This window comes from Stappia taiwanensis (assembly GCF_014635285.1).
Lineage (GTDB): Bacteria > Pseudomonadota > Alphaproteobacteria > Rhizobiales > Stappiaceae > Stappia > Stappia taiwanensis.
Genome location: NZ_BMCR01000002.1, coordinates 246718 through 264705, shown reverse-complemented (window position 1 = coordinate 264705; position 17988 = coordinate 246718). Strand labels below are relative to the sequence as shown.

Below are 17988 nucleotides of genomic sequence, written 5' to 3'. Positions count from 1 at the left end.
CGTCCGGCCCTATCCGTTACCATGTGGTGATCGCGCCGGCGTCGACCGGCTTCTGCCAGTCGATGTCGAGCTTGCCGCGGGCCTTGCTGCCCAGCACTGCGTCCTGGACGATGCCGTCCCGCTGCTTGTCGGCGCGCACCGCGTCGAAGGTGGCCTTCGGCACCCGCTGCCCCCAGATATCGACCCGTTCGGTCTTGCCGTCCTCTTCCGAGCGGATCTCGCGCGGCAGCGCGGTGCCGTCCGGGCCGATCGCCTCGACGATGAGGTAGTAGTTCTGAGCGCTGCGGTTCGCCTGGGGAATGCGGGTGACGCCGGTGGGCGTGCCCGGGCGCGAGACGATGCGCACGTCGAAGGTCTGCAGCAACTGGGCTTCCAGCGCCATGAGATCGGCGCGGGCCTTGCGCGCCGCCTCCGCGTTGTTGGCCGCAAGCGCGGCAAGGCCGGTCGCGGCCAGTTCCTCGGCGCGGGCGGTGGCTTCCGGCACGGTGGCGATCCCGGCGATGCGCGCCGGCAGCGCGGCGAAATCGGCCGGCAGGGTCTCGGTCAGTTCAATCCGCAGGGCCTCTGCCGCCCGTTCACGTGGCAGGACCACGAGGAAGCGCCAGGCAAGGACGGCGGCAACTGCCAGCAGCAGGAGGATGCCCAGCCATTTCGACCAGCGCGCCCGGGTGACATAGATCAGCGCCAGGGTTCGCTGGAACCCGACGGCGGGCGGGCTGTAGACGAAACGGTTTTGCCTGAGGTTCTGCACGCCCTCCCGGAGCATCCGGTCGGGGACCTCAATGCCCTGGCTCTTATAGATCTGGCGCAGGCGCTCGACCATCTGTTCGTCGCGCAGATCGTCGCCCAGCTCCTTGACGGCGATGCGTTCGTCGTGGCGCAGGGTGTCCACGACATCCATGGCCATCATCAGGTCATCGAGCGGCGGCTTTGACGCGGTGGCGTCGGCAGGCATGGGCAAGGCTCCCGTTCAATCCCGGTGCGAGAAGGGGAGGCCGGACCGGGATGGTCCGGGCCCCAAGGCGCCTCAGGCGCCGAGTGCGTTGCCTTCGGCGGCCAGCTTGGCCAGGCGTCGCTTGCCATCTTCCACGGCGTCGCGGATCTCCTCGGAGTTCTTGGTGGCCATCACGCGCATCTCGTCGATGATCTCGCGAGAGTTCATCTGGAAGGTGATGACCGAATCCACCAGCTTCTTCACGGCGGCGGCCTGCACGGTCGGGCCGTAGCCGGCCTTCAGCGCGGCTTCCTGCACCGCGTCGCCGATCTCGGCGAGGGTCTCCAGCGACTTGGACACCCCGTCCTTCATGGCGTTGAGCGTTTCGGTGGATTCATGCAGCCCCTGCAGTCCGGTGAAGGAGGCATTGAGCGCGGTGAGCACCGAATCATTGGTGGAGAAGAAACTGACCGCCTGGGAGTAGACCCGTTCCTTGGCATTGGTCGTCTGCATCAGGCGGGCCATGATCACTTCGGAGGTGTTGTAACCGATGGTCAGGTTGTCGGCGAGATCCTTGGCGATCTGGAACCGCTTTTCCTCGTCTTGCATGGCACGCATGCGCTCGTCACGCTGCAGCTCCAGCCGGGCCTTCTCCGCCGGTTCCTTGCCAGCATAGGCCTCGACCTCGCCATTGGCCGCCTCCAGCGCCGCCTTGGCGCTGTCGAGCTTGTCGGTCGCCGTGCGCAGCACCTCCAGCGCCAGCACCTCGGCCTGTTTCAGCGCGCCGCGAAAATCGCGATAGGCTTCGAGGATGCGGATCTCGCGCTCGATCTGGTCCTTGGTGTCCCGGGCGACATCCTGATAGGTGTCGCGGATCTTGCCAAATCGGTCGGACACGGTGCCCCGTGTCATGTCGCGCCATTTGTTCGACAGGTTCTCCATGAAGGAGATCTTTCCGTCGGCAAGCTGGTCGACCATGCTCTTGGCGTCGTCGCGGATCGAATTGAAGGCCTCGGTGATGGCCTCGTAGCGCTCGCCGATGGACATGGCCTGGATCTCGTTGCGCACCACCTCGTTGAAGGTCTGCGCCTGACCGAGCGTACGGGTGATGACGGCGATCTTGTCCGGCGACAGGTCGGAAATCTGCTCCAGCAGTGCGTTGATCGGCGCCTCGGCGGTGCCGTTCGGCATCAGGCCCATGTCGCGCAGGGCACCGACGGCCCTGTCCAGATACTGCATCGGGGAAAGCGCGGTGTCCGCCATTATCCGTCCTCTGTCGTTTGCGCCGCCGGGGCGGCCCTGTGTCACCCGGTGCTGTGCGGGAAAGGCTTCGCCCCGCTGCCCCGATGTGGTTATTGCCGTTCCCGGTTCCAAGCCGCATGGACATGGAACCGGCCGCCTGGCGTCGGTGCCCGGAGACCGACGAGGGAGCCTGACAGGGTACGAGTTAAGCACATATCCGCCGCCAGTTACACGGTTGAGACACGCCGAATGGTCGCGTTGCTCCGAGGGTTCAACCGGCCGTGTCGGCCACGGCAATGGCGGCAGCCAGCCGGGCGTTGTTGCGCACCAGGGCGATATTGGTTTCTAGGCTTCGCCCCTTGGTCAGGTCGAAGATCAGCGACAGCACGAAGGGCGTTACCGCCTTGCCGGTGATGCCGCGCCGCTCCGCCTGATGCAGGGCCGTCTCGATCACCGATGCCATTTCTGCAGCGGGGATTTCCGCCTCCCGCGGCACCGGGTTGGCGACCAGCACCCCGCCATGACCGTCCAGGCGCCGGCGCATGGACAACAGGCTGGCAATCTCTCCGGCGCTGTCGAGGCGCAAGGGGGCGGCAAGGCCGCTGTCGCGCGACCAGAAGGCGGGGAACACATCGGTGCCGAAGCCGATCACCGGCACGCCCCGGGTCTCCAGAACTTCCAGCGTCTTGGGCAGGTCGAGCAGCGCCTTGGCGCCGGCGGCGACGACGCAGACCGGGGTGCGGCCCAGTTCTTCGAGATCGGCGGAGACGTCGAAATTGAGCTCGGCGCCGCGATGGACCCCGCCGATGCCACCGGTGGCGAAAACGCGGATGCCGGCGGCATCGGCGGCCATCATGGTGGCCGCCACGGTGGTGGAGCCGATCCGCTTGCTCGTCAAGGCGACCGCAAGATCGGCGCGGGAGCACTTCATCGCCTCGGTGCTGCGGGCGAGCCGCTCCAGCGCGCCGTCGGAGAGACCGATATGCAACAGGCCGTCCATGGCGGCAATGGTCGCGGGGATCGCGCCGCCGGCGCGGATGTCCGCTTCCACCGCCCGGGCGGTCTCGGCGTTGCGCGGCCAGGGCATGCCATGGGTGATGATGGTCGATTCCAGTGCGACGACCGGCCGGCCCTCGGCCAGGGCATCGCGGACTTCCTCGGTCATTGCCAGCGGCGCGGCGCCCGCGCTGTGTGTCTCGCTCATCCGATCCCGTCTCCCGTCATTTCGGCCAGCGTCGTCTGGCCCGTTTCGGCGCTTATAGGTGGGGCACCGGTCCCCGTCGAGCCATCAGTCCTCGCCCGAGATCGCCCGCCAGTTCAAGCTGTCGGGGGCAGCGCCTTCCGCCGACAGGGTCAGTGCGGCGGCGGCAAGGCCCGCTCGGGCGGCCGCGTCAAGGCTCCTGTCATGGTGCAGGCCGGCAAGGGTGCCGGCGATCAGCGCGTCGCCGGCGCCGGTGACATCGCGTACCGTCACGTGCGGCACATCCAGCCGGCGAATGCCGGTGTTGTCGGCAAGGGTCAGAGGCGCGCCGCCATCGCTGACGCAGCAGGCGGCAACGCCCCTTTCCAGAAGCGCGGCGGCAAGGTCGTCGGCGGCAAGGTCGTCGGCGGAGGGACAGGTGTCCAGCGCCAGCAGCGCCGCCGCTTCCGCCCGATTGCAGAACAGAAGATCGAGCCGAGGCAGGATCGCGGCAAGGCGGGGCGCCTTGGCTTGCGACACCGCATCGGCGACAAGGCGGCGGCGCCCTCCTGCGTCCTGCGCCAACCGGGTCAGGGTCGCTGGTGGCAGGTTGGTGTCCAGGAACCAGACCGTCGCCTCGGTGAGGACCGTGGGCAGCGGCGTGAAGGCCTCCGCCGGCAGGGTCTCGGTGATCTCGCCATCCACCACGGCGGCGGCCAGCGATCCATCCGGGTCATGCAGGGCCAGGTAGCGGCCGGTCGCCCGGCCTTGAAGCCGGCGCACCGCGCTCATGTCCAGTCCTTGCGCGGCCAGCTCCGTGCAGAGCTGCGCCCCCGCCGCATCGTCGCCGACCACACCGGCAAGCGCGCAAGCGATGTCGAGCCGCGCCAGCGCCCGGGCGACATTTGTCGCAACCCCGCCGGGGCGGCTGACGAACCGGGCCGGGGTGGAGGTCTCGCGTCGGATCGGCACGGCGGCATGGGCGATGGTGTCAAGATGAATGGCGCCGATGAGGGCGATAGAGGGACGGCCGGAGCGAAAGTCGGGCATGGCGAAAAGGTCCGAAAGGAAGCGGGCAGGCGCGTGCCATAGTGCGGGAGCCTCCTTGTCGCACGGAATGGGGTAGGGGGAAATGGAGAGGCAGCGCGTACCGGCTGCAGGGCGATCTCGGGGGGGGGCGATTCCCGCGCGGACGGCCAAGGATGAAAAATTACCGCTACGTAAGATTTTTCAGGGTGGTGCGGAACATTCATTGAACAGGGTTGGAATAGTCTAATCATATCAGATGGGTGTGTCGGCTTGCCGAGATGGAACAAATGAGGTACAAAAGCGTGGTTTGAATCGCCGGCTGCGGCGTGGAATAAAAAGGGCACGTGCGATGGCGCAAAATTCTCTCCGCTTGGTCGAAGGCATTCAAATGGACAAAACAAAGGCGCTGGACGCCGCCCTTTCCCAGATCGAACGGGCCTTTGGCAAAGGCTCGATCATGAAGATGGGGCAAGGTCAGGTGGTCGAGGTGCAGACCGTACCGACCGGGTCGCTCGGGCTCGATATCGCGCTGGGCGTCGGCGGGTTGCCGCGTGGCCGGATCGTCGAGATCTACGGGCCGGAATCCTCCGGCAAGACGACACTCGCCCTGCACACGGTGGCCGAGGCCCAGAAGAAGGGCGGTATTTGCGCCTTTATCGATGCGGAGCACGCGCTTGATCCGGTCTATGCGCGCAAGCTCGGCGTCAGCATCGACGATCTTTTGATCTCCCAGCCGGATGCGGGCGAGCAGGCGCTGGAAATCGCCGACACGCTGGTGCGCTCCGGGGCCATCGACGTGCTGGTGGTCGATTCGGTGGCGGCCCTGACGCCGAAGGCCGAGCTGGATGGCGAGATGGGCGATTCGCTGCCCGGCCTGCAGGCGCGGCTGATGAGCCAGGCGCTGCGCAAACTGACCGCGTCGATCTCCCGGTCGAACTGCATGGCTCGCCGGAGACGACCACCGGCGGCAACGCGCTGAAGTTCTATGCCTCCGTGCGTCTCGATATCCGCCGCATCGGCGCGATCAAGGACCGGGACGAGGTGGTTGGCAACCAGACCCGGGTGAAGGTGGTCAAGAACAAGCTGGCGCCGCCGTTCAAGCAGGTCGAGTTCGACATCATCTACGGCGAAGGCGTGTCGAAGATGGGCGAGCTGATCGACCTTGGCGTCAAGGGCGGGATCGTCGAGAAATCCGGCGCCTGGTTCTCCTACAACAGCCAGCGGCTCGGCCAGGGGCGGGAGAACGCCAAGCAGTTCCTGCGCGACAACCCGGCGGTTGCCGAGGAGATCGAACTGGCGGTGCGGCAGAACGCCGGGCTGATCGCCGAGCGGATCACCGATCCGGCCGGCGGCGCGGGCGACGACAGCTAACCCGGCCCGACAGGGAGCCGGTTTGCATGTAGAATGGCCCGGAGCGCTGCCCGCGTTCCGGGCCATTCATGTATGAGGGGCGGCACTCGAAGCGGGACGTTGCAGGGAGACGGTAAGAGCTTGCCAGCAGAGAGGCTGGGCCGCCGCTATGCTGGACAGTTCCCCGGGGCGAAGATAAAAGCGGCGCACGATGCAATATCGCGCGCGGCGGCTGGCGTTTTCGCCCATGTGTGCCAATCGGACGCGCGCAACATGATGGGTGGCTACTTGATGAGCGGTGTAAACGAAATCCGGTCGGCGTTCCTCGACTATTTCGCCAGGAACGGGCACGAACCTGTGGCCTCCGGTCCGCTTGTGCCGCGCAACGACCCAACCTTGATGTTCACCAACGCCGGCATGGTGCCGTTCAAGAACGTCTTCACCGGTCTTGAAAAGCGCGACTATTCGCGGGCGGTTTCGGCGCAGAAATGCGTGCGGGCCGGTGGCAAGCACAATGATCTCGACAATGTGGGCTACACCGCCCGCCATCACACCTTCTTCGAGATGCTCGGCAACTTCTCGTTCGGCGACTATTTCAAGGACCGGGCGATCGAGCTGGCCTGGAACCTGATCACCAAGGAATACGGCATTCCCGCCGAGCGGCTGCTGGTCACCGTCTATGCGGATGACGACGAAGCCTTCTCCTTGTGGAAGAAGATTGCCGGACTGCCGGAGGAGCGGATCATCCGCATCGCCACCTCCGACAATTTCTGGGCGATGGGCGATACCGGCCCCTGCGGTCCCTGCTCGGAAATCTTCTACGATCACGGCGAGCACATTCCCGGCGGCCCTCCGGGCTCGCCGGATGAGGATGGCGACCGGTTCATCGAGATCTGGAATCTCGTGTTCATGCAGTACGAGCAGCTTGCCGACGAGCGGGTCGACCTGCCGCGTCCGTCGATCGACACGGGCATGGGGCTGGAGCGGATCGCCGCCGTGCTGCAGGGCGTGCATGACAACTATGACATCGACCTGTTCCGGGCGCTGATCTCGGCCTCGGAAAACGTGGTGGGCACCGGCGCCAATGGCGGGGCATCGAGCCACCGGATCATCGCCGACCATCTGCGCTCCACCAGCTTCCTGATCGCCGATGGCGTTCTGCCCTCCAACGAGGGGCGCGGCTATGTGCTGCGGCGGATCATGCGCCGGGCGATGCGCCATGCCCATCTTCTGGGGGCGCAGGAGCCACTGATGTATCGGCTGGTGCCGACCCTGGTGCGGGAGATGGGCCGGGCCTATCCGGAGCTTGCCCGGGCGGAGAGCCTGATCAGCGAGACGCTGAAGCTGGAGGAAACCCGGTTCCGGCGCACGCTGGAACGCGGCCTCAGCCTGCTCGACGAGGCGAGCGCGGGTCTGGACAGCGGCGCGGAGTTCAGCGGCGAAACCGCCTTCAAGCTCTACGACACCTATGGCTTCCCGCTGGATCTGACCCAGGACGCGCTCCGGGCCCGGGGCATCGGCGTGGACACCGACGGGTTCAAGGCGGCGATGGAACGCCAGCGGGCCGAGGCGCGCGCCGCCTGGAGCGGTTCCGGCGAGGCGGCGACCGACACGCTCTGGTTCACGCTGAAGGACCGGCTCGGCGCCACCGACTTCCTGGGCTATGACAGCGAGGCGCTGGAAGGCGTCGTCGGCGCGCTGGTGCGCGATGGTGCGGAAGTGATGGAGCTGAAGGCCGGGGACACGGGCTTCGTCGTGCTCAATCAGACGCCGTTCTATGGCGAATCCGGCGGACAGGTCGGCGACACCGGCACCATGACGGCGGATGGCGTGCGGGTGCGCGTGACCGACACCCAGAAGCGGGCCGACGGCCTGTTCGTACACGAGGTGACGGTTGACGAGGGCGCGGTGACCATCGGTCAGGCGCTGGAACTCACCGTCGATGGCGCGCGCCGCAGTGCGATCCGCGCCAATCATTCCGCGACCCATCTGGTGCATGAAGCCCTGCGCGAGGTGCTGGGCGACCATGTGGCGCAGAAGGGCTCGCTGGTGACGCCAGACCGGTTGCGATTCGACTTCTCCCATCCGATGCCGGTCTCAGTGGAGGAGCTGCGCAAGGTCGAGGACATCTCCAACGACATCGTGCTGCAGAACGCACCGGTCGAAACCCGGCTGATGGGCGTCGACGATGCCATCGAGCAGGGTGCCATGGCCCTCTTCGGTGAAAAATACGGCGAGGAAGTGCGGGTCGTGTCGATGGGCCGGGCAACGCAAGGTGCCAAGGCCGGCAAGACCTATTCGCTGGAGCTGTGCGGCGGCACCCATGTGCGCCGCACCGGTGATATTGGCTTGGTGACCCTTGTTGCGGAAGGTGCGGTCGCGGCGGGTGTTCGCCGGATCGAGGCGCTGACCGGGCGGGCAGCTCGCCAGTATCTCGCCGAACAGGACATGCGGCTGCGCGATCTCGCTGGGGTGCTCAAGGTGGCGCCGGGTGATGTGACCGAGCGGGTCTCGGGGCTTGTCGAGGAAAAGCGCCGGCTGGAACGGGAACTGGCGGAAACCCGCAAGAAGCTCGCCATGGGCGGGACGGGCGGCGGCGATGCCGGCATTCGCGAGGTCGGGTCGGTGAAGCTCCTGGCGCGGGTCGTTGAAGGGCTCAACCCGAAGGACCTGAAGGGGCTGGCCGATGAGGCCAAGGCCCAGCTCGGCTCCGGCGTGGTCGTCCTGATCAGCAAGGGCGAGGAGAACAAGGCGGCGATCGTCGTGGCAGTGACTGCGGATCTGACCGAGCGCTTCAGCGCGGTCGATCTGGTGCGGCTCGGCTCGGCGGCGCTCGGCGGGCGTGGCGGCGGCGGACGTCCCGACATGGCCCAGGCCGGCGGCTCGGATGCCTCACAGGCGGAGGCTGCCATCGAGGCGATTGCCACCAGCCTCGGCGAGGGCTGAGCCGATGGCCGCGGACCGTCCAGACCTGGATCGGATGGACCCGGCCAACGAGTGCGCCCCCAAAAAGCGCCGGCGCAGCTTTTCCCCTGATGGGACGCCAGCGATCAAGCGGCATACCTACCGCTTGTTGGAGCTTGGGGCGGCGGGCGATACGCAAGGGCGCTGGGTCAACCGTGTCCTTGCGCTCTTCATCATCGGCACGGTGGTGATGGCGGTGCTGGAGACGGTGCCGGAGGTGGATGACGAGTGGGGCGGGGTGTTCGATCTGTTGGAGATCGTCGCCGGTGTCCTGTTCCTTGCCGAATATATAGCGCGGGTATGGGTGGCGGATCTGCACCCGCCGTTTCGGCGGTTCACGCCGCTCGGCGCGCGGCTGCGCTATTGCGGCCAGATTTCCGCCATCATCGACCTGATGGCGATCCTGCCGTTTCTTCTAGCGCTGTTTCTGCCGACGATCGAGTTGAAGATCCTGATCGTCCTGCGGCTGACCCGGTTCTTCAAGCTGGCGCGGTATTCGCCGGCGCTGCGCTCTCTCGCCAGTGCGGTGGCAAGCGAACGACACGCCCTGATCGCCAGTCTGGTGATCATCTTCGGCGTGATCCTGGTTGCGGCAACCGGGCTTTATCTGGTGGAGCGCCACGTGCAGCCGGAGAAGCTCGGCACCATTCCCGGCGCCATGTGGTGGGCGCTGGCGACACTGACGACCGTGGGCTATGGCGACGTGGTGCCGGTGACGCCGCCGGGAAAGGTTCTGGGCGGCCTGGTGATGCTGATGGGCTATGGCCTGTTCGCCCTGCCGATCGGTATCGTCGCCACCGCCTTTGCCCGTGAGATCCATTCCCGCGATTTCGTGGTGACCTGGGGAATGGTGGCGGGGGTGCCGCTGTTCGAAGACCTGAAGGCGGCGGAAATCGCCGAGATCGCCAAGCTCTTGCGGGCCTTGTCCGTGGACACAGGTCAGGTCATCACCCGCAAGGGCGCGGAAGCGGACAGTATGTATTTCATTGCCCGGGGGGCGGTGGAGGTCGCGCTCGATCAAAGCCGGGTGCGGTTGGAGGAAGGGGACTTCTTTGGCGAAATGGCGATCTTGGGCGGTCGTCGCCGGGTGGCGTCGGTCTTCGCCCTGGAGGCAACCCAGCTGATGGTGCTGGAGGCGCACGATCTGCATCGGCTGATGCGCAATCAGCCGGACGTGGCGCGCAAGATCCTCGATGAGGTGCAGGAGCGCGCCCGCATGGGGTCGCTGCCGGACGATATTATCGAAGAGGAAGTCAGCCGTGCCGCCGAGGTGGTGGAAACCCTGAAAGAAGAGGGCGCGGGTGCCGGTGTGGGTCTGACCGAGCCGGAGCTTTTCGACGTGGAGCCGGGCGGCGGAGCGGAAGGCGACGGGGAGACTGATGCCGAGGTGGATGACGCCCCATCGGGCGCCCAGCCGCAGGTCCCCTCAGACACGCCGGACAAGGCCTAGCGCCGACGAGCCATCAATCAGTCAGGGATCGACGCTGCCCGCGAGGTTCGGTCCTTGGCGCCCGATTATTGCGGTACGAGCCCGGCGGGAAGCTGGGAGTAGAGCGGATCGCCGTACCAGAAGACGTCAGTGGGCCCGATCGCGTAGTCGACGATGTTCCAGCGATTGTAGGCCTTGGCCAGCAGCACATAGGTGCGCAAGCCTCCATCCATGTATTCCGCCTGTTCACGCATGAGGGTGCGGGACAGATCGATCGGGCGACCGCCGGGCCGCTGCGGCGAGACAATCGCAAAGGCCCAGGGGCCGGAGACGCGCAGGCGATTGACAACGAACTCCACCGGCGCGCCAACACGGGCCACGATCAGCGGGCGGATCGCATTCATCAGATCCTTGCGTTCCTGGGAGCCACGCGCCGGCTCATAGGCGGCCTGCGCGAAGGTCGCCATTCCCAGAAGCAGGAGCGTCGCAGTCACGATCAGGAAAAGCCGCGCAAGTGGTGAAGCGGAAACAGCGGTCATTCGATCCTCCGGTCGGTGTGGGCGCGCCGCAGTTTAGAATATCGGTCGAGCGTGGCGAGTGGTTGTGATGAAAAAAAGCAACCGGTGACGGCAGAAACGGGTCGAAAACGACGAAAGGCGCCCATGGGGCGCCTTTCGCTGATTTGACGGACAGTTGTCCGACGCGAAAAGGTTTGGCCTCAGGCGGCCATGGCCTTCTGCAGGTTCTCGTCGATCTTGTCGAGGAAGCCGTTGGTGGTCAGCCACTTCTGGTCCGGGCCGACGAGCAGGGCGAGATCCTTGGTCATGAAGCCGCTTTCGACGGTGTCGATGCAGACCTTTTCCAGGGTCTCGGCGAACTTGGCCAGCTCCGGCGTGTCGTCCAGCTTGGCGCGGTGGGCAAGACCACGGGTCCAGGCGAAGATCGAGGCGATCGGGTTGGTCGAGGTCTCCTCGCCCTTCTGGTGCATCCGGTAGTGCCGGGTGACGGTGCCGTGCGCGGCTTCCGCCTCGACGGTCTTGCCGTCCGGCGACATCAGGACCGAGGTCATCAGGCCGAGCGAACCGAAGCCCTGGGCCACGGTATCGGACTGCACGTCGCCGTCGTAGTTCTTGCAGGCCCAGACGTAGCCGCCGGACCACTTCAGCGCGGAGGCGACCATGTCGTCGATCAGGCGGTGCTCGTACCAGATCTTCTCGGCTTCGAACTTTTCCTTGAACTCGGCCTCGTAGATCTCCTGGAAGATATCCTTGAAGCGGCCGTCATAGGCCTTGAGGATCGTGTTCTTGGTCGACAGGTAGCAGGGAACCTTGCGGATCAGCGCGTAGTTCATCGAAGCGCGGGCGAAGTCGCGAATCGAATCGTCGAGGTTGTACATGGCCATGGCAACGCCGGAGGAGGGGGCGTCGAACACGTCATGTTCGATCTCGGTGCCGTCCTCGCCAACGAACTTGACCGTCAGCTTGCCCTTGCCGGGGAAGCGGAAGTCGGTGGCGCGGTACTGGTCGCCAAAGGCGTGACGGCCGACGATGATCGGCTGGGTCCAGCCCGGCACCAGACGCGGGACGTTCTGCATGATGATCGGCTCGCGGAAGATCACGCCGCCGAGGATGTTGCGAATCGTGCCGTTCGGCGAGCGGTACATGCGCTTGAGGCCGAATTCCTCAACGCGTGCCTCGTCCGGCGTGATGGTGGCGCATTTGACGCCAACGCCATACTGCTTGATCGCATTGGCCGCATCGACGGTGATCTGGTCGTCGGTTTCGTCGCGCTTCTCGATGCCGAGGTCGAAATATTTCAGATCAATATCGAGGTAGGGGTGAATTAGCTTGTCTTTGATGAACTTCCAGATGATCCGGGTCATCTCGTCGCCATCGAGCTCAACAACCGGATTGATAACCTTGATTTTCGCCATAGTGCAGATGACCTCGCGTTTTGGGTAACTCCCGCGCCTCATGCGCTCGAAACCGTCGGGCCGGGCCGGCCGCAAAACCGGGCCGACCGTCAAAGCCGCGCGGCCCCTATAGCAAAGGGGCGAGGAAACGGGAAGTCAGGCATTGGGGGAAGAAGCTCCGCCGCCCGCTCGTCGGCGCTGGTATGGGGCAAAGAGGCAGTGGGTGTCTTCCGTATGGTGCGCGGGCGATGACTGTGTTGAACTTTGGTCCTGGTCGAAACGGATTGAACATACTCCGCAGGTAGGATGTTGGGGCCGTTCAGCGGATGAACGGTCGATCAGGGTGGAGGTTTGGAAGATGCGGACGATCGTGACGGGAGGCGTGTGGCGTCGGTTTCTTGCGGTGTTTCTCATGGTTTTGGGCGTTCTGGCGTGGAGCGGTCTGCCTGCGGCTACCGCATCCGAGCCGGTGGTGCTGACGCTCCTGGAGGAAACGGCTGCGGGTGAGGGCGCGCAGGTTACCTTCACCGCGTCGCAGCTTGAGGCGCTGGGGCTGAGGCGGATCGAGACCGAAACCCCCTGGAGCAATGGTCCGGTGGTGTTCGAGGGTCCGTTGTTGCGCGATGTGCTGGCCAGGGCCGGGATGCAAGGCGCGACGCTGAAGGCCGTGGCACTCAACGACTATCAGGTGATGATCCCCGTTTCCGATGCCGCTGACTTCGATGTCATCCTGGCGATCCGCGCGGACGGCAAGGCCATTGGCGTGCGCGAGCGCGGACCGGTCCGGGTGATCTATCCCTGGTCGGAACAGGAGGCCTTACAGGCCGAACTCTATTATGCCCGGGCGATCTGGCAGTTGCGGTCGATCTCGGTGCTTGCCGGGTCGCCGCCGTGAGGCGTCCGATCCTTTCGCACGGCATTGTTCGCCTGTATGCTCGGTTGTGCCTGAGGATGGCGGCGCGGATGGTTGCGGTCCGCGCTGACCAGTTCTTTGTCGGCGGCACGCGGATCGCAAGCTGGCTCGGGATCTCTATCTGGTGGACGGGGGCGAGATGGAAACCGGGGTAAAATGGGTTCGGACCCTTTATTTCTTTCTGCTTGTCGGTCTTGCGATCATCACGGGCTCGCTGTTCGTCGTGGTGTCGACGCTCAACAAGCAATATGACGTCAACTCCGCCGAACTCCGCCAAAGCCTCATCTGGCACAGCGCGCAGCTGGTCGTGGAGTATCAGCGGCTGCTTCATTCGGTCGATACGTTGATCGTCCATGGCGGCGGGGCCAGCTACGGCCTGGAGGTCGCCTCCCGCTTCGATATCCTCTGGAGCCGCGCGTCCCGGCTGAATGAAGGGCCTGTCGGCGAGAAGCTCACCGTGGCGTCCGGGTTCGAAACCCTGACAACGCAGATGAGCGATATGGTGACTCGCGCCGAACGGCTGATTCCCGCGGTTCGCACAGGTGATGTGGAGCGCGCGCATGAGCTGCGGGATATCCTCACAGAGCTGTCGCCGGCGCTGGAGCGCTATCGCTCGGCGGTCTACAAGCTGCAACTGGATGCGGCCGCGCATCAGCGGGATGTGCTGAACGGCACCGTCGACACGGTGACCTTCCTGATCATCGGTCTTTTGGTGGCTGGCGCCTCGGTTGCGGGATTGCTCCTGCGAGATCAGAACCGGCTGATGCGCCTGCACCAGATGCTGGAGCGCCGCGTGATCGCCCGCACCGGGGAGTTGGCCCGGGCCAATGCGGAGTTGCGGGCGGCGAACGAGCGTCTCAGCCAGTTCAACAATCTCGCCTCGCATGACCTCAAGGAGCCAGTGCGCAAGATCACCGTGTTCAGCGATCTGCTGCTTCAGGGGGTGGCCGACAAGGACGAGGAGACCATCGGCTACGCGGCCAATGTGATGCGGGCCTCTGCCGGTCGGGCAAAGGCGCTGATTTCCAATCTGCTCGACTATTCGGCGGCCTCGGACCGGACCATGGACCGGGAGCGGGTGTCGCTGGGGCTGGCGGTGGAGCGGGCTTGCGAGAACCTGTCGGAGCTGATCCGTGAGCACGGTGCGCAGGTGACGGTGACCGGCGGCGAGGCGGTGGTCGAAGGCGATCCGCTGTTCATCGAGCAGCTGTTCCAGAACCTCATCGGCAATGCGGTGAAGTTCTGCCGTCCGGAGGAAACGCCCCGCGTGACTGTCGAAATCGTGCAGGACGAGGCGGGGCACGCCCGCCAGATGCATGTGCGCGACAACGGCATCGGCTTCGACATGCGCCACCAGACCCACGTGTTCGAGCCGTTTCGCCGGCTGCATGCGCGCGATCAGTTCGCCGGAACCGGAATGGGGCTGGCGATTTGCGCCGCCATTGCCCATCGCCACGGCTGGCGGATCGGCGTTTCGAGCCAGCCGGGGGAAGGCTCGGATTTCTTCATCGATCTGGCTGGTAGCGCTTCCCCGGAACCGGAGGTGGCGGAAACGTCATCGGCCGTCACCGCCACCGCTGCCGGATAGGCCTCAGGAGGCGGTGCGCTTGCCCGCCGCACGGGCGGCCAGGGCAATGGCGATGAAGCTCCAGCCGTTGAACAGCACCGAGGCGCCAGCCAGCACGCCGAGGGCCCAGACCGCCGAGGTCGGGAATTCGAACCAGATGCACAGGCCGGCGATGGCGGAGATGATGCCGGCGGCCAGCACCCAGCCCCACCCATCATGCGGCCGGATCTTCAGGGAAAGAAGAACCTGGGCGATGCCCTGGGCCAGCAGCACGGCGGCAACCACGAGCGTCAGCGCTGCGGCACCCACCACCGGATTGAAGTAGACGGCAATGCCGCCGACGAGAGCGATCGCGCCGGTGGCGATGTCCCAGATGAAGCCGCCCCAGCCGGTGACCGAGAAGGCGTGCCAGATCTGCAGGATGCCGCCGACGACGAAAACGGCGGCGATGACCAGCGTCACGGCAATGGAACTGGCGAGCGGCAGGGTGATCATCAGCATGCCGCCGATCACCAGCATAATGCCCAGGGCCAGGAACCAGCCCCATTTTTCGCGAACGGTTTGCGTGACCGAAAGATTGGGTGTGTCAGACATGGCGGGATCCTCGTCTTGAGACCGTAAGAGTTCCGGCGTACCGGCAGGGAGGACCGCCCCTCGCGCGAGCCGGTCCGATGTTTCAACGGAAAATATATAAGGCCAACTTATTTCTCTTTTGTCATCGTCTGCTTTTTTGCCGAAAGGTGCGGTCGGTGAGGAAAGGGGCCTCTGGCATTTCCGCCGGCAATGGGCTATCTGCGCGCCATGACACGCAATGCCAACATCGATCCGGCTGCCCGCAGCACCGACATCCTGCCCCCTTGCGTCATCCTGTGCGAACCGCAACTGGGCGAGAACATCGGCACGGCCGCCCGTGCCATGGCCAACTTCGGCCTCAGGGATCTGCGCATCGTGCGCCCGCGCGACGGCTGGCCGAGCGAGAAGGCGCGCGCGGCGGCGAGCCGGGCCGACCACGTCATCGACGCGGTCAAGGTGTTCGACACGGTCGAGGAGGCGGTGGCCGATCTTTCCTTCGTCTTCGCCACGACCGCGCGGATGCGCGAGGTGGCAAAGCCGGTGCGCGGTCCGGACGAGGCGGCGGAAACACTGGTGGCCCATGGTGCGCGCGGGGCTGCGACCGGCTATCTGTTCGGCCGGGAACGCTGGGGCCTCAACAATGACGAGGTGGCGCTTGCCAACGAGATCGTCACCCTGCCGGTGGACCCGGATTTCGCCTCGCTCAACATCGCCCAGGCGGTGCTTGTCTGCGCTTATGAATGGCGGACGAAGGCCAATGCCGGTGCCTTGCCCTTCCGGCTGGACGAGACGGTCAATCCCCCGGCCAGCAAGGACGATCTGATTCGCCTGTTCGAGCATCTGGAAGGGGCGCTGGACGGGGTCAATTTCTTCCGCCCACCCGAGCGGCGCCCCTCGATGGTGCGCAACTTGCGCAATATCTTTCAGAAGGCATCGCTGACCGATCAGGAAGTGAAGACCTTGCGCGGGGTGATCGCCGCCCTGGAACGGCGCCCGACCCGGCCGCATGATGGGGGCGAGGCGGCAGACGCCGGCGACACTGGCGACACGGCGACGGACTGATCGGCGATATGACCGGCGCCGCGCCTGTTCTGGTGTTCGACAGCGGCGTCGGCGGCTTGAGCGTTGTCCGGCGGATCCGGGCACTTCTGCCCTCACTGCCGATTGTCTATGCGGCCGATGATGTCGCCTTTCCCTATGGCGATCTGGCCGAGCCGGTGCTGGTGGAGCGCTGCCGGTCCCTCATCGGCGATCTGGTGGCCGCGCATGACCCGCGCGCGGTGGTGATCGCCTGCAACACCGCCTCCACTCTGGTGTTGTCGCCGCTTCGGGCGGCGCTGACCATTCCGGTGGTCGGCACCGTTCCGGCGATCAAGCCGGCGGCGCAGGTGACGCGGACCGGGCTTGTCTCGGTCCTGGCGACCCCGGGGACGGTGAAACGCGACTATACCTTCGATCTCATTCGCCGGTTCGCGCCCGATACGGCAATCACTCTGGTCGGGGCGCGGCATCTGGCCGGATTGGCGGAGCGCTTTCTCGCCGGCGAGCCGCTGGACGAGGCTGCGCTCTTGCGCGAAATCGCCCCCTGTTTCGTGGAAAAGGACGGCGCCAGAACGGATGTGGTGGTGCTCGCCTGCACCCATTTTCCGTTGCTTGAAGATGCGCTGCGGCGGATCGCGCCCTGGCCGGTGACCTGGCTCGACCCCGCCCCGGCGATTGCCCGTCGGCTCGCCGAGGTACTGGGCGAAGAAGGCGCCTGCGGACCCGCGTCGGCGGATGGGACGCCGGTGGATCTGGCGCTGGCGAGCTCGGGCCGGGATCTCACCTGGCTGACGGCGCGGTTTTCGGACCGTTGACACGAGGAAGCACGGCGCCTGTCGGGTTTGACATGGTCCGGGCTTTCGGTTAGGGATGCGCTCGCTTGGCGGGCCGCTTTGGCCCGCTTCAGTGTATGTGCACACCCCCGCGAACCTTTTGCCGGCGCTGTTTGGCCGAAGGTTCTGTCGCTTCCGGGATGGCCTTGGGCCAGATTCGGAAGAGAGGAGGGCGTGTTTCCTTGATAAACAAGACACACCAAAGGAACCGCGTATGTCTAAGCGCCACGGAGTAAAGTACAAAATCGACCGCCGGATGGGCGAAAACATCTGGGGTCGTCCGAAATCTCCGGCCAACCGCCGCGAATATGGCCCGGGCCAGCATGGCCAGCGCCGCAAGGGCAAGCTGTCCGACTTCGGCATCCAGCTGCGCGCCAAGCAGAAGCTCAAGGGCTACTACGGCAACATCTCCGAGAAGCAGTTCCACAAGATCTACGTGGAAGCCGCGCGTCTCAAGGGCGACACTTCCGAGAACCTGATCGGTCTTCTGGAGCGGCGCTTGGACGCGGTCGTGTACCGTGCCAAGTTCGTGCCGACCGTCTTCGCTGCGCGTCAGTTCATCAACCACGGCCACGTCAAGGTCAACGGCCGCCGGGTGAACATCGCCAGCTACCGTTGCAAGCCGGGCGACGTGATCGAGGTCCGCGAGAAGTCCAAGCAGCTCGCCATCGTTCTGGAATCCGTCCAGCTCGCCGAGCGTGATGTGCCGGACTACGTGGTTGCCGACCACAGCAAGATGACCGCGACCTTCACGCAGGTTCCGCAGCTCGCCGATGTGCCGTACCCGGTGCAGATGGAGCCGAACCTGATCGTCGAGTTCTACTCGCGCTGATACTTTCCTGCGCAAACGCCAGGACAGACAACAAGGGGCGCGCCACTGTGGCGCGCCCTTTTTGTTTTGCTTGTTATTCGGCCCCGGCTGCGCAAGCGGCGAGCCTTGAGACCTTGTATCCGATTGCCCACTCGGTGCTTTTCATATTCTGTAATTAGAATATGATCACCTCCAAAGGGAGGAGCTCCA

14 protein-coding genes and 1 pseudogene are annotated in these 17988 nt (G+C 65.4%); 8 read left to right on the top strand and 7 right to left on the bottom strand.

What is annotated here, in order from left to right:
• Positions 1-16: 16 nt before the first annotated feature.
• The 4 genes from IEV83_RS05130 to IEV83_RS05115 all read right to left on the bottom strand — a co-directional run bounded on the left by IEV83_RS05130 (position 17) and on the right by IEV83_RS05115 (position 4406).
• On the bottom strand, positions 17-955 hold the full coding sequence (locus IEV83_RS05130; protein ID WP_181758678.1) for a DUF6384 family protein: 939 nt from the start codon (positions 953-955) through the stop codon (positions 17-19).
• 72 nt (positions 956-1027) lie between these two features.
• On the bottom strand, positions 1028-2197 hold the full coding sequence (locus tag IEV83_RS05125; protein WP_181758679.1) for a cell surface protein: 1170 nt from the start codon (positions 2195-2197) through the stop codon (positions 1028-1030).
• A 250-nt stretch (positions 2198-2447) separates the two neighbouring features.
• Entirely contained in the window at positions 2448-3380 is a 933-nt protein-coding gene (locus IEV83_RS05120; RefSeq protein WP_181758680.1) for a pseudouridine-5'-phosphate glycosidase, read from the bottom strand.
• An 84-nt stretch (positions 3381-3464) separates the two neighbouring features.
• A complete protein-coding gene (locus tag IEV83_RS05115; RefSeq protein ID WP_181758681.1) occupies positions 3465-4406 on the bottom strand; it encodes a PfkB family carbohydrate kinase in 942 nt (313 codons plus the stop codon).
• A gap of 328 nt (positions 4407-4734) precedes the next feature.
• Between IEV83_RS05115 and recA the strand changes: the two are divergent.
• The 3 genes and pseudogenes from recA (at position 4735) to IEV83_RS05100 (ending at position 10149) form a co-directional block, all read left to right on the top strand.
• A pseudogene (gene recA, locus IEV83_RS05110) lies at positions 4735-5756 on the top strand (recombinase RecA).
• 270 nt (positions 5757-6026) lie between these two features.
• Entirely contained in the window at positions 6027-8681 is a 2655-nt protein-coding gene (gene alaS / locus IEV83_RS05105) for an alanine--tRNA ligase (protein ID WP_181758683.1), read from the top strand.
• A gap of 124 nt (positions 8682-8805) precedes the next feature.
• Positions 8806-10149 (top strand): cyclic nucleotide-gated ion channel, encoded by a 1344-nt coding sequence (locus tag IEV83_RS05100; protein WP_209002979.1) that lies wholly within the window; start codon positions 8806-8808, stop codon positions 10147-10149.
• Between the two features lie 65 nt (positions 10150-10214).
• Here IEV83_RS05100 and IEV83_RS05095 read toward each other — a convergent pair whose 3' ends face one another.
• Entirely contained in the window at positions 10215-10667 is a 453-nt protein-coding gene (locus tag IEV83_RS05095; RefSeq protein ID WP_181758684.1) for a hypothetical protein, read from the bottom strand.
• A 179-nt stretch (positions 10668-10846) separates the two neighbouring features.
• Entirely contained in the window at positions 10847-12061 is a 1215-nt protein-coding gene (locus IEV83_RS05090) for an NADP-dependent isocitrate dehydrogenase (protein ID WP_181758685.1), read from the bottom strand.
• 337 nt (positions 12062-12398) lie between these two features.
• Here IEV83_RS05090 and IEV83_RS05085 point away from each other — a divergent pair, with 337 nt between their 5' ends.
• Together IEV83_RS05085 and IEV83_RS05080 are read left to right on the top strand one after the other, a co-directional pair.
• Entirely contained in the window at positions 12399-12935 is a 537-nt protein-coding gene (locus IEV83_RS05085) for a putative pterin-binding protein (protein ID WP_181758686.1), read from the top strand.
• Positions 12936-13077: 142 nt separating this feature from the next.
• The gene (locus tag IEV83_RS05080; protein ID WP_181758687.1) at positions 13078-14541 is read left to right on the top strand and encodes a sensor histidine kinase; all 1464 of its coding nucleotides are present in this window, start codon (positions 13078-13080) and stop codon (positions 14539-14541) included.
• A gap of 3 nt (positions 14542-14544) precedes the next feature.
• On the opposite strand, the gene IEV83_RS05075 is transcribed toward IEV83_RS05080, so the two are convergent.
• Positions 14545-15114: an HdeD family acid-resistance protein gene (locus IEV83_RS05075; RefSeq protein ID WP_181758688.1), complete on the bottom strand. Its 570-nt coding sequence runs from the start codon at positions 15112-15114 to the stop codon at positions 14545-14547.
• Between the two features lie 207 nt (positions 15115-15321).
• Between IEV83_RS05075 and IEV83_RS05070 the strand changes: the two genes are divergently transcribed.
• The 3 genes from IEV83_RS05070 (at position 15322) to rpsD (ending at position 17799) form a co-directional block, all read left to right on the top strand.
• A complete protein-coding gene (locus IEV83_RS05070) occupies positions 15322-16155 on the top strand; it encodes an RNA methyltransferase (protein WP_181758689.1) in 834 nt (277 codons plus the stop codon).
• An 8-nt stretch (positions 16156-16163) separates the two neighbouring features.
• Positions 16164-16949 (top strand): glutamate racemase, encoded by a 786-nt coding sequence (murI, locus tag IEV83_RS05065; RefSeq protein WP_181758690.1) that lies wholly within the window; start codon positions 16164-16166, stop codon positions 16947-16949.
• 232 nt (positions 16950-17181) lie between these two features.
• A complete protein-coding gene (gene rpsD, locus IEV83_RS05060) occupies positions 17182-17799 on the top strand; it encodes a 30S ribosomal protein S4 (protein WP_181758691.1) in 618 nt (205 codons plus the stop codon).
• Positions 17800-17988 lie beyond the last annotated feature (189 nt).

Coding starts and splice junctions, on each gene's coding strand:
- IEV83_RS05085 (WP_181758686.1), top strand. CDS start 12,399: ATGCGGACGATCGTGACGGGAGGCGTGTGGCGTCGGTTTCTTGCGGTG.
- murI (WP_181758690.1), top strand. CDS start 16,164: ATGACCGGCGCCGCGCCTGTTCTGGTGTTCGACAGCGGCGTCGGCGGC.
- IEV83_RS05075 (WP_181758688.1), bottom strand. CDS start 15,114: ATGTCTGACACACCCAATCTTTCGGTCACGCAAACCGTTCGCGAAAAA.
- IEV83_RS05070 (WP_181758689.1), top strand. CDS start 15,322: ATGACACGCAATGCCAACATCGATCCGGCTGCCCGCAGCACCGACATC.
- IEV83_RS05090 (WP_181758685.1), bottom strand. CDS start 12,061: ATGGCGAAAATCAAGGTTATCAATCCGGTTGTTGAGCTCGATGGCGAC.
- IEV83_RS05095 (WP_181758684.1), bottom strand. CDS start 10,667: ATGACCGCTGTTTCCGCTTCACCACTTGCGCGGCTTTTCCTGATCGTG.
- IEV83_RS05125 (WP_181758679.1), bottom strand. CDS start 2,197: ATGGCGGACACCGCGCTTTCCCCGATGCAGTATCTGGACAGGGCCGTC.
- IEV83_RS05115 (WP_181758681.1), bottom strand. CDS start 4,406: ATGCCCGACTTTCGCTCCGGCCGTCCCTCTATCGCCCTCATCGGCGCC.
- IEV83_RS05120 (WP_181758680.1), bottom strand. CDS start 3,380: ATGAGCGAGACACACAGCGCGGGCGCCGCGCCGCTGGCAATGACCGAG.
- rpsD (WP_181758691.1), top strand. CDS start 17,182: ATGTCTAAGCGCCACGGAGTAAAGTACAAAATCGACCGCCGGATGGGC.
- alaS (WP_181758683.1), top strand. CDS start 6,027: ATGAGCGGTGTAAACGAAATCCGGTCGGCGTTCCTCGACTATTTCGCC.
- IEV83_RS05130 (WP_181758678.1), bottom strand. CDS start 955: ATGCCTGCCGACGCCACCGCGTCAAAGCCGCCGCTCGATGACCTGATG.